This is a genomic window from Vibrio tritonius (assembly GCF_001547935.1).
GTDB lineage: Bacteria > Pseudomonadota > Gammaproteobacteria > Enterobacterales > Vibrionaceae > Vibrio > Vibrio tritonius.
The window spans coordinates 1,478,969-1,495,939 of record NZ_AP014636.1 but is presented as its reverse complement, the minus strand read 5'-3'; the positions used below and the strand labels follow the sequence as shown (position 1 = coordinate 1,495,939).

Below are 16,971 nucleotides of genomic sequence, written 5' to 3'. Positions count from 1 at the left end.
TTTATTGGAAGCGATGACGCTATGGGCAGGACCATAATTAATGGAAGAAATCGATTTGCGATTTCAATGTGGTTGCCTGCTGAGTCAGTGCTCGCGCGCTGTCGTTGGTTTGTGCGCTGATTTCTCGTGTTTCAGAGTTCAGTTCACTGATTTGTGTTGCGCTTGAAGCCACTTCTTGGGTTACTTGCGCTTGCTCTTCTGCTGTTGCGGCAATAGCATCGGATTGACACGCGATGTCACGAACTTGTCCGGCAATGGTTTCTAAAGAGCTGCCTGCTTCATGAGCCCGCTCAAGAACGCGGTTGGCATTGGATTGGCTTTGATGCATTAATTCAACTGCGTTTTGTGTGGACCCTTTCAGTTTTTCGATAATCGCCACTACGTCTTTTACTGACACTTGCGTGCGGTGTGCGAGTGTACGAACTTCGTCTGCCACAACCGCAAAGCCCCGACCTTGTTCACCGGCACGAGCTGCTTCAATTGCCGCATTGAGGGCTAATAGGTTGGTCTGCTCTGCGATTTCATCGATCATTTTCGTTACGGTTTGAATGCTTGCACTGTCTGAACTCACTTGCTCAATGGCCGATGCAGATTGATCGAGCTGCTCATTCAGTTTCGCAACGTCGATGCACACTTCTTCCACCATGCTTAAACCAGATTGCGTGCTACTGTCGGCTTCTCGTACGTTACCGGCAATGTGTTCAACTTGCTGTGCCACGGCTTGTGCTGAGGTGGCCATCTCTTCGATTGCGGTCGCAACTTGGTCAATTTGTGTCTGCTGTTCATCTGATTGACGTAGACTGCTGTCTGCATCATTCATTACGCTTTGAGATCTGCGCTGTACTTCATCGCCGGTTTGTTGAATATCCGCAACGAGATGTCGTAAACGGCTTGCCATGGAAGCGACGTTGTTGGTTAAACGGATCATTTCATTTGCCGAGTCAGGATTACCTTGCTCAATCTCCATGCTCACTTCGCCTTGTCCTAGTCGCTCCATATACCCAGCGGCAGCGGTCAGTGGTTTCAACGTGCGTGCAATAAATAGCGAGATAAGAACTAAGGTAATGCTACCTACCACGACTGAAGCGATAATGATCTGAGTCAGCAAGGTTTCAGTATCTTCTGTGACTTCGTGGATAAATGTTCCACCAAGTAATTTCCAATTCCAACCAGGTACGGTAGCAAACACTAAGTATTTGTTGCCGCGTACATTATTGTAAATGTACGGGAAGACAATAGTGCCATTGTCGTTGTCGAAGATTTGTTTAAATGGCGTATTACCGTCGGCGTCTTGCACATCAATAATGGAAGGATCAGTTTCATTAAAGGTTGGGTGCAGCAGGTAGTGACCAAGATTATCTTGGCGATTATCCACAACGATAGAATAACCGGTTTTCCCCCACGTCACTTTACTGAGCGCATTGAACGTATCTTGTGCTGCTTTTTCGACAGGTACACCAACGAAAGAGATCGCAATGATAGTGCCAGAGGCATCTTTTATCGGTGAATAGTAGGTGATGTAACGAATGCCAAATAAAGATACAGCAGCGTAATAAGGCTGGCCTTGCATCAGTTTTTGGTAACCCGGGTGATTGGTACCTAACATTGTGCCAACGGCACGTTGTCCACTTTTGTCTTTTAGCGATGTGGTAACACGAAGCCAATCGTTGCCAACTGGAGCAAATAGGGTCGCCACTGCGCCGGTATCACGAGTAAAGCGATCAACTACCGAGAAACCACCAATTAAACTCTCACCGTGTAGGGTAAGGTTACGCAGGGTGTGTCCTTTGAAATTAACGGTGTCGTGTGACCGAGTAAGTCCTTTTAAATAGCCGTGCTGAAATGTCGACTCTAATGTTTGGCTCGTTGATAAATACGCGTCGAACTGACTAGCGATACTTTTGGCTAGCGCTTCAACGCGTGATTGTTGTTCGTTTAGCGTTGACTGCAACAAAACCGATGAAGCGTTGCGATACACCATAGTTGCAATCGCTGCGAAGGCGACGAATAGACAGATCGTCATGATGAGGCGGAGCTGAAAACCGACACTTTTGTTTTTGTATAAAAGGATCATGTTTGTTCCTAAAGTTTGGCTTGTTTGGATTACTATTAGTATGCCTATGGAAACTACATGAAACAGAGTGTCTCAACTTTGATTTTGATTAATATTGTTTACGTTAATTAACGTAACTTGCTAGATATTTAGCTTGAAATTAACTTTTTTATTTTTTAATACAATCTCATTGGTGACTGATATCACATAAATGTCGGTTAATACGACATTTTTGTGATAATAAAATATGAATATTCTATTCATAAAATGACAGTTTATCACGTGAAAGGAGAGAAATCTTTTCTCATGGACCAAGACGAAATGTAAGAAGATGAAGTTTTTTGTTAAAAATGTTATTAATTTTGCATTAGTTAAACTAATCCTTTGGTGGTAGGTAGTGAGAGGCGGTGGGTCAAATGTGAAGCGTTATCCATTCGCTGATTGTGATAAACATCGATACGATTGTAAAAGTGCACAATTTTTATGGTGAAATTTGCTGATTATTTGAGCTTTTTGCCGATGCAGAGGTATTGGTGACGGGGGTATTTTGGAACTATCCAATAACGAGAATCCTAAACCAATGAAAACGATACCGAGATACATCAAAGTCCATCCGGATGATAATGTGGCGATTATCGTCAATGATGGCGGGCTGCCTGCGGGCACGCTCCTATACGAAGGATTGACCCTTACCGAAGATATTCCAGAGGGACACAAGGTTGCACTGGAACCCATTATCACTGGTGAAGCCATCCATCGCTACGGTGAAGTGATAGGGTATGCCAATAAAGATATTCCTCAAGGTGGTTGGATAAGCCAATTTGTGGTGGATATCCCTCAAGCGCCTGCACTAGATGACATTCCTATTGCCACACGCGTTCCTAAACCATTACCGCCAATGACCGACTACACCTTTATGGGCTACCGTAATCCCGATGGTAGCGCGGGTACTAAGAACTTGTTAGGTATCACGACGAGTGTTCACTGTGTCGCTGGGGTAGTCGATTATATGGTCGACATGATCAAGCGTGAATTACTGCCTCATTATCCAAATGTGGATGGTGTGGTCGGCCTTAACCATTTGTACGGTTGTGGTGTTGCCATTAATGCACCTGCGTCAGTGGTGCCCATTCGTACCATTCATAACCTAGCGCTCAACTCCAATTTCGGTGGTGAGGTGATGGTGATCGGTTTGGGCTGCGAAAAATTACAGCCAGAGAAACTGCTGCAAGGCACAGGTACTGAACAGCCGATAAGTCTTGAGGATGCCAGCATCATCTCTTTACAAAGCGAAGAGCATGTCGGTTTCCAATCCATGGTAACCGATATACTGCAAACCGCAGAAAAGCATTTGCAAAAGCTTAATCAACGTCGCCGCGAACCTTGCCCAGTGGCAGACCTTGTAGTCGGCATGCAATGTGGTGGTAGTGATGCTTTTTCTGGCGTAACCGCCAATCCATCAGTGGGGTATGCGACCGATCTCTTGGTCAGTTGCGGTGCAACCGTGTTGTTCTCAGAAGTGACCGAAGTGCGAGACGCGGTGCATTTGCTTGGCCCACGTTGTGTTGATCAGCAGGTCGGCCAACGGTTAAAAGAAGAAATGCGCTGGTATGATGATTATCTAAGTCTTGGGCAGACGGATCGACGTGAAAACCCATCTCCTGGTAACAAGAAAGGGGGGTTGGCCAACGTGGTTGAAAAAGCCTTAGGTTCGATTGCTAAATCTGGCAGTAGCGCCATTGTGGAGGTGCTTTCTCCTGGAGAACGCCCAACGCGCAAAGGGCTGATCTTTGCTGCAACCCCAGCGAGTGATTTTGTTTGTGGTACGCAACAACTTTCTTCTGGGATCACCATGCAGGTGTTCACCACGGGGCGTGGTACGCCTTATGGATTAGAAGTTGTGCCAGTGATTAAGGTGGCAACACGTAACTCCTTGGCACGCCGGTGGTTTGATTTAATGGATATTAATGCGGGAACTGTGGCAACCGGTGAGCACTCCATTGAGGATAAAGGATGGGAAATATTTAATACCATCTTGGATGTGGCCAGTGGTCGTAAATCGACCTTCTCTGATCAGTGGGGGCTACATAATGCCTTAGCTGTGTTTAATCCTGCGCCGGTCACTTGATTACCTGTCAGGTGTTGGGCATCACGGTTAAGTGATGCCCAGTCAACCTTGAGTTTGTTCAGGCACTGCTCGTTATAAAATCAAACTAAAGTAGAGCCGACAGACATCTTTATAATGATGCAAGTTGATATTGCAGATTTCCTCTACCCGTTTTAAGCGATAGCGCAGGGTATTGGGGTGGATGTATAACATTTCCGAGGTTTGCTTTACGTCACAATCGTTATCAAACCAGGTTCTCAATGTGTGGATTAAGGTTGGATCGGCTAACTCCAATTGTGAATGTTGGGTTGTTAACTTGTCTTTTTGCCAGGCTTGTAAGTTGCCTTCAAACAGTGATGGAATCTCATAATCTTGATAACAGTAGAACCGACAGTTTGGAGCTAAACGCATACCCGATTTCAATACCGCTAAGGCACTTTGGTAAGCAAATGGGATCTGATTGGGTTGTTCATAGACATGCCCGAGTGCGCAATGAAATGGCACATGCAGCTCTTGCTTCAAATGAGCTTGCAAGCTTTGCCAATCATTGACAGTGCGGCTGGGATGTTCTGTATCAATGTCACTGGCGTTGAATAATACGATCGTGGTTTTATAGGAGTTTTCCGCTTTCAGGCGTTGGCGTGACCAAGTGCCCAGTACGCGGTCAACCTCTTTTTGGTGCTCTGCATCGGTTACCTCAATAATTCCCATCGCATGACGCTGAAAAATATCCACTTTCAGCTGTGCAGACATATCGACAAGATGATCTTGTGAAGAATGAGGGTCAATACATTCGAGTAAAAATTCTTCACGTTTGCGCTCACTCCAGCGCGTCATTTCGACCATTGATGTGTATTCCACGATCATCTCTGCCGACATTTTAACCAGCTCGCCAAAAGGGCGAACTTCTTTTAATGGACCTGAAATGCCAATCACGCCAATCGCTTCATTATTGAAAATAATAGGCAAATTAACCCCAGGTTGAACGTTAGGAAATTCTGGCAACATGGTGTCAGAAATTTCAATCGGTTTTAATTCAGTTAAGGCTAAGACGGCTCCACCGTGTTTTTGATATTTGCGTGCTGGATTTGTCGAAGCGATGATGATTCCGGTTTCGTCCATCACATTGAGTGGATATTTTATGATCTTTTGTGCACGTTCCACGATACGTTCAGCTAACTGCTCTCGTAATTGCATATTCACACTTCGTTATTTGAATTTATCGTTTAAAAAGTCTGTAGCCTTGTTGTAGGGCACTGTCTAGGCAGCGTAAATAACATGAAATTGGCTTAGGAATTGAGAACCAAATCAACGCATCATTGTTGGCTACAGAGTGAATAGCTTTTCATAGTATAGATATTTAATCACAGCGTATGAGATCGCTATCTCAACCTGAAAAGTGCGTGGTAATTAATCTTAACGTATTGATTTAAATTAAATATTATTCTTTTTCTGGAGTGGGGGTATAGAGTTAAATAGGGTGTGTGTCCCGTTAGTAGCCGTCAGTACTGGATTGGGGCTGACAACAAAAAGCCCTCAAACATTGAGGGCTAGGGATGCAAAGCGTAACCCCAAGGATGGGGTTATGCGAATTTGCGTTCTGCATTTGCCTAAATGACTTACATTTAGGAGCAGTAAGTTAAGAGGTTGTGATTACTTAATGTTTGATGGCGTAAAGTGACGGCTTAACTCGGCGATATGATCCGTGCCAATCCCGCAGCAACCACCAATCAACGAGGCTCCAGCATGTACCCATTTCTCGGCCCATACGACGTAAGCGGGTGGCGTTAGATCGGCGCGCACTTCATCTAAGTCTTCATTGGCTGCCGCATCTTTACGTTGTGGGGCAAAGGCGTTGGCATAAGCGCCAAGCTTGATGTTTGGCACGCCTGCTTCTGTAAATACGTGTTGTGCTGCTGCAATTGCACTTTCTATTACTTCTGGTTGGCAGCAGTTAAATAGCATGGCTTCCACGCCGATTTTTGCCATTTCAGCGGCAGCTTCTGCCACGGTTTCACCGGAGCGTAGACGTGGTACATCTGTGACTTGATCATCTTCTAAAGTAAAAGAGACCCACAGAGGTTTATCATCGTGACCCAGTTTAGTGAGCAATGCTTTGATCGCTTTCGGTTCGGCAATCAGGCTTTGGGTTTCGTTAAGCCAGAAATCCACATGGGGCGCTAGACCTTGGATAAGTGGTGTTGCAATCTCTTCAACGTGCTCAGCTTCGAATAAATCTGCGCGATAAGAACCAAATAACGGAGGCAGTGAACCTGCGACTTGTGCATTGTCTCCGGTGAGTTGTACCGCTTGGCGAGCCATGTCGCCGGCACGGTATGCTAATAATTGCGCTTCTTGGTTAAAACGCTCTTCACCGATATGGAAAGGGACTAAAGCATAGCTGTTGGTTGTGACCACTTGAGCACCATTACGGATAAAAGCTTGGTGCACGTCGCGTACAATCTCTGGCGTTTCAATTAATGCGAGCGCTGACCATTCTGGTTGACGAAATGGAGCGCCGCGCTTTTCTAATTCACGGCTCATACCGCCATCGAGAATGTTAACAGCTTGATTCAACATGGTAGACCCTCTTATAAAAACAGATGTTTAAACGCAGAGACGTTTAGACGTCCAATAACCTAAATTGAAATACGTCTGGTTGCAATAAAGAATTAATAGCTTGCCATAAAAAGCGAGTTTTTCGGATAAATCCTGTGCAAACTTGTCTGCTGCATAACAAATTAGTTGCATTTGATGTTTGTTTTTTAATCGTTATTTGTCGTCAATGCGCTTTGGACACGAGACCCTTTGCATTTATTTCTGATGCATGGAAGTGATAATATTTGAATAAATACCATTTTGCGATTCTTAAAGATAAGAAACTATTACATTGCAATTGGGTGCATAAAATTTGCAGCATAATCTGCTGCTTAAATTCAAATTGTCTGTTTTTTCTTATCCTTGGCGAGTGAATCACCCAAAATAGGTAGAATATTAAACTTTAGTAATTGCAACAAGCCGCAAGCTTTAATAGGATATATACCAAGTAACTCCCCCAACATTGTAATTTGATGTTCAGATATTGCGCAGGGAAATGCCAAGTGAACACGGAAAATGCATGTCTCTTAAGATCAATTCTTTTAAGTGAATGTTTTGACGAGTTTAGCGAAGTGTTTTGTCCGCCAAGGATGAACAGACAGTTGCGGCCGTTGGAAAAACAAGACCAAAAATAATATGCCGTTTATTATACCCAAATGACCTCAAGATGCAGACTTCAGAGCTTCATCAACGAGCACAGGTCAAGCTCAATGACGGAAGGAATGGTTATTCCCTTTCAACGTCATTGGGCGCGGAAATGGGCTTGTTGATGAGCTCCCAAGGGGCGAGTTGTATTCGCTCCTATGCTGCGTTACTGATTTTCTACGTAGAATAACTATGTATTCAAATCAGTGCCTTGCCTATGAGCGAATACATTCTCGCTGAAACCGCATCTTGAGGTTACTTGGGTATAGTCATTAGAAGCACTGCATTTAGTGGACAAAACAGTCAATTCACTTTTAAGGATATAAGGTGTCATGCGAAGCTTTTCGTTTAAAAATAAGATAATACTAGTAATTATCGCGATTATTACTGCGACCATTTTGGTGGCGTATATGAGCGTTAACTATTTTATTAGTAACTATATCGCGCAAACCGATACAAAAAATATTGAACACAACATCGAATTAGTTGATCAAAAACTAGAGAGCGAGCTAAAAACCAAAATTAACCTCGCTAAAAGCCTCAACTTCAGCATGATGGATATTGCTGATACTAAAACTAGCACCGGTTTTTATCGCATTGTTAAAGTCGTCAATGGATATGCGTTCGATGAAAGCGGTAATATGGACGATGACAAAGCAGAAGCTTATGTCTCAAGTGCAGAAAAGCAAACAGAGAAGCCCGCAATTAGTTCTGTGACACTAGAGGGTGAGCGTCCTACCATTACCATCTCTCAACGTCGTCCAGACGATTCCGTCGACTTTTTTGTCATTGATTTAACCAGCCTGCAAAACGTACTCCAGCAGTATGCGCTAGAGGGAAGTTACCTTGAGTTAATTTCAGGCAATGGCACAACGATTTACTCGAATAAAAAAGGTGACAACCTTACTAAAATCAGCAAAACCATCAGTGTGGCGGAGAATCAATGGCAGCTTAATGGCTACATCGATAAAGATCGCATTCAGGCGAACACCGACCGTTTGAACTGGAAGATCACACTAGCACTGCTGATTTGTGCTGCAGTGGTTATCTCACTAAGCATTGTCTCTCTTAACTTAGCGTTTAAACCTTTAATGCGCTTGAAAGCCTTGGTGGCCGATTTGTCACAAGGTGACGGTGACTTAACTCAGCGTCTTGATGTTGCCTCACAAGATGAAATTGGACAAATTAGTGCGTCAATTAACCGCTTTATTGAACAACTGCAAGGGATGTTCATTGAAGTGTCTCAATCTTCATCGCAAATTGATTCAGCAATTGCATTGTTGGGAGAGCAGTCTCGTTCAAACGTAACAGCGTTAAATGCTCATACCGTAGAAACGGAACAGGTTATTACCGCGATTGAAGAGATGAATGCTACGGCGGGGTCTATTGCTCAAAGTGCAACCGATGCGGCTAAATTAACGGAAACGGCAAGCAGTTATGCGAGTGAATCGAAAGTGGTAATTAATCACGCGGTTGGCAGTGTCAATGCATTGGAAACCGACGTTACCGATATGGCGGGTACAATCGCAGCCATGAGCGAAGATACACGTCAAATCGAAGGTGTGCTGCAAGTGATAGGTGAAATCGCTGAACAAACTAACCTATTGGCTCTTAACGCGGCGATTGAAGCGGCCCGAGCTGGTGAACAAGGTCGCGGTTTTGCGGTGGTGGCTGATGAAGTACGCGCTCTTGCGAGTCGTACCCAGCAGAGCACCGGCAAAATTAATGAGATGCTGACTAAGCTTCGCCAAACTACAGATAATGTGGTGACTAAGATGGAATCGACTCGTCGCAGCTGTGAAGCGACAGCCGATAACACAAATAAGGTGATGGAGTCACTCAATACGATGACGTCATCGGTGGTGGAGATTAACGATTTGAATACGTTAATGGCAACTTCTGCGGAAGAGCAAAGCCACGTGACCTCAGAAATCAGCCGTAACATGGCGCAGATTCAACAGTTGATTGAAGGCCTGAACCAAAACGCCTCAAGAACCGATGCGATCAGTACCGATTTAGGCACAACATCGAGCGACTTGTCTGAAGTGGTAGGGCGATTTAGAGTCCAATAATCATCGAATAATGGCCATTTCGGTGATGTAAGTGAATTGACTATCACACTGAATACAGAAACGAAAAAGAGCACATGCAGTTGTGCTCTTTTTTATCCCTGAAAAAGACTTGGTTAGTTTTTTTTCAAACCACCATCTTCCTGCGCCTGCTTCACCCATAATTGGCGAAGAATTTCCGTTTCGTTTGGCGTGTCCTTTTCTTGCTCTTGATCAATCTGTTTTAAGGCAGCGGTTTCTGCGGTCAGAGCATAGTAATGGTTAAACATCGTGGACATCTCCTCGTTACGATACCGTGTAAAAAATAGAGGATGTTAACTAGGTTAACATCCTCCTTTTGGCGTATTTTTGAGGCGTAGTGTCGGGGTGGAAACCTTTACACTAAGATTATACGTCGTAAGTAGTAGACGCTGTGTCGCCGCCAGTACCAGTCCAGTTAGTGTGGAAGAACTCACCACGTGGACGGTCTAGACGCTCATAAGTGTGCGCGCCGAAGTAGTCACGTTGAGCTTGTAGCAAGTTTGCTGGAAGGCGAGCAGTTGTGTAACCGTCTAGGAAGCTCAATGCAGAAGTAGTACAAGGCATTGGAATACCTACTTCTAGCGATTTCGCTGCCACTTTACGCCATGCTGCTTGGCAGTTGTCTAGGATGCCTTTGAAGTAAGCATCAGAACCTAGGAACGCAAGATCAGGGTTGTTAGCGAATGCATCACGAATGTTACCTAGGAATGCAGAGCGGATGATACAACCACCACGCCACATTAGGGCTACGTTACCGTAGTTTAGATCCCAGTTGTTTTCGTTTGATGCTTCACGCATTAGCATAAAGCCTTGTGCGTAAGAGATGATTTTTGATGCAAGTAGCGCTTGGCGTAGTGCATCAACCCACTCTTGTTTATCACCAGAAACTTTAGTGTCTTTTTTGCCGAATAGTTCTTCAGCAGCAACACGTTGGTCTTTCAGTGCAGATAGGCAACGAGAGAATACAGATTCAGAGATCAGCGTTAGAGGAATACCCATGTCTAGCGCGTTGATACCAGTCCATTTACCAGTACCTTTTTGACCAGCTGTATCTAGGATGCTGTCAACAAGTGGTTGACCTGCTTCATCTTTGTAACCAAGGATGTCCGCAGTGATTTCCACTAGGTAGCTGTCTAGCTCAGTTTTGTTCCAGTCAGCAAACACAGCTTGCATTTCGTCACCGCTCAAACCAAGACCATCTTTCATGAATTGGTAAGCTTCAGTGATAAGCTGCATGTCACCGTATTCGATACCGTTGTGTACCATTTTCACAAAGTGACCAGCACCGTCGTTACCAACCCAGTCACAACAAGGCTCGCCAGCGTCAGTTTTCGCAGAGATGCCTTGGAAGATAGGTTTAACTGCTTCCCAAGCTTCAGGTGCGCCACCAGGCATGATTGAAGGTCCGAAACGAGCGCCTTCTTCACCGCCAGAAACGCCCGTACCGATGAAGTGGATGCCTTTTTCACGAAGTGCAGCAACACGACGGTTAGTATCTGGGTAGTTAGTGTTACCACCATCAATGATGATGTCGCCTTTGTCTAATAGAGGAACTAGGTTGTCGATGAAAGTATCTACAACAGCACCAGCACGAACCATTAGCATTACTTTGCGAGGTTTTTCTAGTTTCTCTACAAGCTCTTCCAGAGTGTGAGCACCAATGATGTTAGTGCCTTTTGCTGGGCCTTCTAGGAACTCATCCACTTTCGCAGCGGTACGGTTATGCGCTACCACTTTAAAGCCGTGGTCGTTCATGTTTAGGATCAGGTTCTGACCCATTACTGCTAGGCCAATTACGCCGATATCACCTTTCATTTTTTTCTCCTCACGCAATTTTTGCTGCTGCGTCAATATCTAAATACCACTCTGTATCGCCAGTTTTTGACTGAACTTTTGCTGCTGGGTAAGGAAGCTGCTCAGCAGGAGTAGTGTGAATTTCATAAACGATGTCTTGTTTACCTGCGCCAAGCACAAGGTAACTAATACGTTTGGCTGCTTCTAGTACTTTCGCGGTTTTTGATACACGTAGTTGGCCTGACTCAGGGTGAGATGCCACGATAGCTAAACGCTCATCGGTGTAATCGGTTTTACCAGGGAAAAGAGAAGCAGTGTGGCCGTCAGGGCCAACGCCAAGTAGAATCCAATCGAAAACAGGCGTGCCATTAACACATGGGATCACGTCTGCCATTTCTTTAGCAAAACGTTCTGCTTCTTGTTCAGGCTCGTTTTCACCTAGAATACGGTGAATGTTCGCCGCAGGAATGTCGATTTTGCTGAACAAGAGTGTATTGGCTTCACCAAAGTTACTTTCAGCATCGTCAGGTGCTACACAACGCTCATCACCCCACCAGAAGTGGAGGTTGTTCCATTGAATGGATGTTGCGTAAGCATCTGTCGCCAATAGTTTGAATAACATTTTAGGTGTGCTACCACCAGACAGTGAGATATGAACCGGCTGACCTTTTTCACTGTAGGCTTTCATGTCATTAGCAATGCTTTCAACAACGTCGGTTGCTGAAGGGAAGATTCTAGGCTTAATCATAATTCGCAATAATCCGTATTAGTTAAATTTTTACATGGGTAACGCCAATCTCGACCATCACGTTTGAGTAACTCGTCAGACTCTTTCGGGCCCCAAGTACCACAAGCATATCCATATAGCGCTTGTGGGTCCTGTTTAAAGTCGAGAATTGGTTGCACGAATTTCCAGCATGCTTCTACCGCATCGGTACGAGCAAATAGGGTTGCGTCACCATTTAGAGCGTCTAGCAGTAGACGTTCGTAAGCGGTCAGCATTTGGGTTTCTTCTAAAGAGGCGTAATGGAAATCCATTGATACTTCTTTAGCGTTGAAACCTGCGCCTGGCTCTTTTAAACCAAAGCTCATCAAGATACCTTCATCCGGCTGGATTCGTAGGATCAATTTGTTTTCTGGAGCGGTTTGTGCGAACACAGGGTGTGGCGTAGGTTTGAAGTGAATCACCACTTCCGTTACGCGAGTTGGTAATCGTTTGCCTGAGCGCACGTAAAAAGGTACGCCATTCCAACGCCAGTTGTTGATGAACATTTTCAACGCCATGTACGTCTCAGTGCGTGAATCATCAGCAACTCCGTGTTCATCACGGTAACCTTTAAGGAATTTGCCACGAACTTCAGATTCGGTGTATTGACCCAGCACTAAGTTGTTACGCAAGTCGTCTTCACTTAATGGTTGCAGGCTCTGCAGCACTTTATTCACTTCGTTACGAATAGAGTTCGCATTAATTGCCGCTGGTGGTTCCATGGTCATCATGGCAAGCACTTGCAGTAAGTGGTTTTGGAACATATCACGTACTGCGCCCGAACCATCGTAGTAGCCCCCCCGTTCTTCTACGCCTAGGAACTCAGCCCCAGTAATTTCCACGTAGTCAACGAAGTTGCGGTTCCATAGTGGTTCGAACATACCGTTGGCGAAGCGGAAAACCAGCATATTTTGCACGGTTTCTTTGCCGAGGTAGTGGTCAATACGATAAATTTGATGTTCTTGGAAGTGGCGGTGAATTTCAATATCCAGCGCTTGAGCGGACTCAAGGTCGTAACCAAATGGTTTTTCAATAATGATGCGTTTCCAGCCGTGGGTTTCATCATTAAGGCCGTGAGCGGCAAGACAACCAGGAACGACGCCATAAAGGCTTGGAGGAGTAGCGAGGTAGAACAGAGTGTTACGCTGTTCAAATTGATAATCTGTTGCCAGTTGGTCTAGACGGGAACTCAGCTTTGCATAGTCATCAACATCGGAAGTATTAACGGGTTGATAGTGAAGGTGTTCGCAGAATGCGTCTAAGATAGCTGGTTCGGTTTTTTCCAATTCCTGTAGTGATTTTTTCAACTTATCACGGTAGGACTCATCGCTGTACTCAGTACGGCTTACACCAAGAATGGCGAATGATTTTGGCAGTTGATCGTTAGCGTACAAATGATACAAAGCGGGAATTAACTTACGGTAAGTTAAATCTCCCGAAGCACCGAAAATTACGATGCTACTGTTTTCAGGTATTACCATCATCTTTCCCTTAAAACGAGGTATTTTGTATGCGCACACCCTAGCAGCGCAATACACAAATAAAAAGTAGGCTACGTCTATTACTGTAATCGATAAAACTAATAGATAGAACCGTTATACCCTTACGTCAGAGGTATGGCTCGTTTCATTTGTTTCACGCGGATCTCTGAAACAGAGCTAAGGTCCTATTGTCTACGACTCTTTGACATACATCAACTATTGATGCTCACTTATGGTGCTTTATTACAGCATTTCTTGTTATTTGATCAATATTTCTTGCGGTAGTGGTGGCTGGCAACGCCCTATTTTAGGGCGTTGCGCTAGAGGTGCGGCTAGAATGGCGTGTTAAGATAGCTTTTTATTTGACGGACATGGTCAGATTTTTCGACGTTATTACACTGCTCTGGGCGCAAAAACCTCGATGCATACTCGAGATAGACATCTTGTTCTAAAAACAGCAAATAGAGTTTAGGGTCTAGATGGCCGCTGGTGGCCATCTTGGTCATGATGTTGATTGCTTCGCTGAGCTTCTTGGCTTTTTTGTATGGGCGATCGGCTGATGTGAGCGCTTCAAATACATCAGCAATGGCCATCATTTTAGCTGGCAAACTCAGTTGCTGTTCATTTAAACCTCTTGGGTATCCAGTACCATCAAGCCTTTCATGGTGGTTTCCTGCGATTTCTGGAACCTGTTGCAGGTGTTTTGGATAAGGAAGCTTATTTAACATCAAGATGGTTTGCACAATATGGTCATTGATGATGAAACGTTCTTCTTCTGTTAGGGTGCCGTAGCGCACACTGAGGTTATAAAGCTCGCCTCGATTAAAACGATATTCATTTGGCGTAAGGGTAAACTGGTCACCATGTTGATAGCGATGTTCGTCTTTCGCCCACGGTACTTTGTGATGAGGCTTATCTGCAAGTAAAGGCTCCATGACAGGCAGTTCGCCAGAATATCCATGTTGCGCTGCTTCCATCCAAGACACACCTAATGAGTCGTCAATCGTTCTCTTCCATTGTTGCGTTGCAATCGAATTAAGACGTTTAACCGCTTCTTCGGACATCGCTTCACTGCCCACATTACATTGTGCGATGAAAGCAAAGTCATCGTCGAGCTGTTGATGGCGCTGAGTGAGGGCTTGTTTCAGAGCTTTTTCATCCCCGCCCTGAGCCATTTGCTGCCAATATTCGACTTCTGCTTCGCTCTTCAGTAATTCAAAGCGCATGCGAACTTCGTGAATTCGGTCATAGATGGTTTCAAGTTTGGTGGCTTTATCTATCACGTATTCAGGGGTCGTGATTTTGCCGCAATCATGTAGCCAAGCGGCAAGGTTGAGTTCTTCCCACTGCTCGTTGTTCATTGCAAAATTGGCAAAATATTGCTTGTCGTCAACCGCTGCTTTAGCCAGCATTTTCGTTAGTTCTGGCACCCGCTGACAATGTCCGCCAGTGTAAGGCGATTTGGTATCAATCGAGGACGCAATGAGTTCAACAAACGAGTTGAGCATGTCTTTTTGTTGCTGCATTTTGTCGATGTTGTCTTTGGCGATTTCGGCAAAACTTAACAGCTCACGTAAGAAAGCGTGTTTATCAAGTTGGCTTTGGGATATTGCTCGTTCATAGCCCAAGTTCAGCAAACCCACTAATTGTCGGTCACGGTTAAGCAGCGGGAAAAAATAGAGATCAGAATTATAGATTTGCTTATGGTATTTACGTAGCCAGTTATCTTCACGATGCAAATGTATGGTGTTGCCACTTCGAAGTTCTGACATGAACCAAGGCGTGTCTGCAATCAATTGATTGAGATCTATTTTAAATGGAATAATGGCATGATTGGTGACTACCGAGAAAGATAGATCCTGTTGATCAAAGGTATAAAGCTGAATGGTTTCAGCTTTAGTAATCATGTAACTTTGACGCGCTATTGTTTTTGCTAATACATCAAACTGGCTATTGGATGCTGTTTCGCGCAGCAGTTTTAATAAGTCGGTTAACGTGTGCTCCATGAGTTGAATCGACTGGGTTAAGTCGCCGAGCTCACGAATCATGGTTCTGGGGTAACGGGTTTTTTTGAAGTCAAACCGAGTGATATTGCGTGTTTGTTCAACCAAATGCACCAGTGGGCGGGCGAGTCGTTGTGAAATAAACCATACCAAGACATAGGATATTAGAAGCAACCCAATTGCAATAGAAACCTGTTCGTTACGCATGGAAATAAGGTCTTTGAGCAGTTCCTTCTGTAAATTGGCTTCTGCCAAACGTACTTGTACATGCTCACTTAAGTTGATTGGCGTTAACGTAACAGACCAATCTTCATCATCATAGTTCTGAGTTTCATAAAGGGTTTGGCTGCTGATACGACCAGCAACGGAACCAAATACGCTGTTATGAAGCTTTCCTTCAATGGTTTTGGCATCATCAGAAAGTGACAAGTCCGTATTATGTTGAGCGAGTAAACGAAATTGACTGTCAAAGATCACGAGTTTTGAGTGTTCTGCTGTACCGAGTGTTGCAAGGTGGTCGGATAACGAGCCTAGAGTGAAATCCGCCCCAATAACATGGGATCCATCGTTAGAGGCGCGCGATAGCGTAATTCCAAATGTCTTTAGAAAAAAGAAAAAGTACGGTTCAGTAATGCGAATTTTTCCATCTGCTTCTGCCGATTTGTACCAAGGACGAAGACGAGGGTCATATTGATTATCCAGCGTTTTGTGGAATCCAACTTCCTGAAAGTCTTTGTCAAGAAAGTAGGTGTCATTTGTCCCATCTGTTTTGGTTTGATTAACGAATAGCCTCGCGTTTTCTGGTGCCTCAAATCTTTTACGCGCATCCTCTGTAAATAGTGGCCGAATCATGGTGAAGTCGCCGTTATTGGCACCAAAATAAAGCGCTACTAGATGTGGGTTTCGTTCAAAGGTCATTTTTAGCGATGAGAGCCAGCGCGCCTCCTCGTAAATGGGCTTATCGTTATGGACAAATGAGCTGTTGGCCATAAAGTCTAATGCGGAGAAAATAGGCGCCGTACTACGCTGGAACTCGGATTGCAGCTTTTGGCTATTTTCTTGGCTGACCGCTTTAGCACTGCCAAGTAACAGCTGTTGAGAGTGCTGGTAACTAACCAGAATCAATATAACGCCGATGAGTGTCGTGAGTGCCAAAAATAAGCTACTAATGTGAATACTCAGCGAATAACGATGCTTTTTCATAAAACGTCCCTGATTTTTATGCCGATTTAAGTATTGTTCAAGGTCGTAATGTTGCAATAGCAATCGCTTAAAAAGTGAGTCTTGCCACGCTTCGCTGCAAGCCTTTAACGTGGCAAATCGGCAATGGCATTTGATGGTGTTCACGTTCGTATCGTGGTATCTCGTTGGTATGACTGTTAAACTTTATTCATATACCCAAATGAGCTCCCAAAGGGCGAGTTGTATTTGCTG

The 16,971-nt window shown here is 44.5% G+C and carries 11 protein-coding genes; 3 read left to right on the top strand and 8 right to left on the bottom strand.

The window, feature by feature from the left end; translation table 11 throughout:
• Positions 1-37: 37 nt before the first annotated feature.
• Positions 38-2,074 (bottom strand): methyl-accepting chemotaxis protein, encoded by a 2,037-nt coding sequence (locus JCM16456_RS21935; protein WP_068718490.1) that lies wholly within the window; start codon positions 2,072-2,074, stop codon positions 38-40.
• Positions 2,075-2,633: 559 nt separating this feature from the next.
• Here JCM16456_RS21935 and garD point away from each other — a divergent pair.
• Positions 2,634-4,181 carry a galactarate dehydratase gene (gene garD / locus JCM16456_RS21930; RefSeq protein WP_068718487.1) on the top strand — a complete coding sequence of 516 codons (1,548 nt, stop codon included), beginning with the start codon at positions 2,634-2,636 and terminating at the stop codon, positions 4,179-4,181.
• A gap of 72 nt (positions 4,182-4,253) precedes the next feature.
• On the opposite strand, the gene JCM16456_RS21925 is transcribed toward garD, so the two are convergent.
• Both JCM16456_RS21925 and JCM16456_RS21920 read right to left on the bottom strand, forming a co-directional pair.
• Complete coding sequence (locus JCM16456_RS21925; RefSeq protein ID WP_068718485.1) at positions 4,254-5,357, bottom strand: CdaR family transcriptional regulator; 1,104 nt, start codon at positions 5,355-5,357, stop codon at positions 4,254-4,256.
• 456 nt (positions 5,358-5,813) lie between these two features.
• Positions 5,814-6,740: a homocysteine S-methyltransferase family protein gene (locus JCM16456_RS21920; RefSeq protein WP_179946810.1), complete on the bottom strand. Its 927-nt coding sequence runs from the start codon at positions 6,738-6,740 to the stop codon at positions 5,814-5,816.
• A 685-nt stretch (positions 6,741-7,425) separates the two neighbouring features.
• On the opposite strand from JCM16456_RS21920, the gene JCM16456_RS23950 reads away from it, so the two are divergent.
• On the top strand, positions 7,426-7,593 hold the full coding sequence (locus JCM16456_RS23950) for a hypothetical protein (protein ID WP_156430581.1): 168 nt from the start codon (positions 7,426-7,428) through the stop codon (positions 7,591-7,593).
• A 142-nt stretch (positions 7,594-7,735) separates the two neighbouring features.
• The gene (locus JCM16456_RS21915; protein WP_068718482.1) at positions 7,736-9,475 is read left to right on the top strand and encodes a methyl-accepting chemotaxis protein; all 1,740 of its coding nucleotides are present in this window, start codon (positions 7,736-7,738) and stop codon (positions 9,473-9,475) included.
• A 113-nt stretch (positions 9,476-9,588) separates the two neighbouring features.
• Here the strand turns inward: JCM16456_RS21915 and JCM16456_RS23945 are convergent, their stop codons facing one another.
• From JCM16456_RS23945 to JCM16456_RS21895, 5 genes are all read right to left on the bottom strand, one after another.
• Entirely contained in the window at positions 9,589-9,741 is a 153-nt protein-coding gene (locus JCM16456_RS23945; RefSeq protein WP_156430625.1) for a hypothetical protein, read from the bottom strand.
• 118 nt (positions 9,742-9,859) lie between these two features.
• On the bottom strand, positions 9,860-11,308 hold the full coding sequence (gnd, locus tag JCM16456_RS21910) for a decarboxylating NADP(+)-dependent phosphogluconate dehydrogenase (protein ID WP_068718480.1): 1,449 nt from the start codon (positions 11,306-11,308) through the stop codon (positions 9,860-9,862).
• A gap of 10 nt (positions 11,309-11,318) precedes the next feature.
• Positions 11,319-12,035 (bottom strand): 6-phosphogluconolactonase, encoded by a 717-nt coding sequence (gene pgl, locus JCM16456_RS21905; RefSeq protein WP_068718478.1) that lies wholly within the window; start codon positions 12,033-12,035, stop codon positions 11,319-11,321.
• Positions 12,032-13,534, bottom strand: a complete 1,503-nt coding sequence (zwf, locus tag JCM16456_RS21900; RefSeq protein ID WP_068718477.1) for a glucose-6-phosphate dehydrogenase — start codon at positions 13,532-13,534, stop codon at positions 12,032-12,034. The genes pgl and zwf overlap by 4 nt, the downstream gene beginning before the upstream one ends.
• Positions 13,535-13,866: 332 nt before the next feature.
• Entirely contained in the window at positions 13,867-16,740 is a 2,874-nt protein-coding gene (locus JCM16456_RS21895) for an HD domain-containing phosphohydrolase (protein WP_068718475.1), read from the bottom strand.
• Between the last annotated feature and the right edge of the window lie 231 nt (positions 16,741-16,971).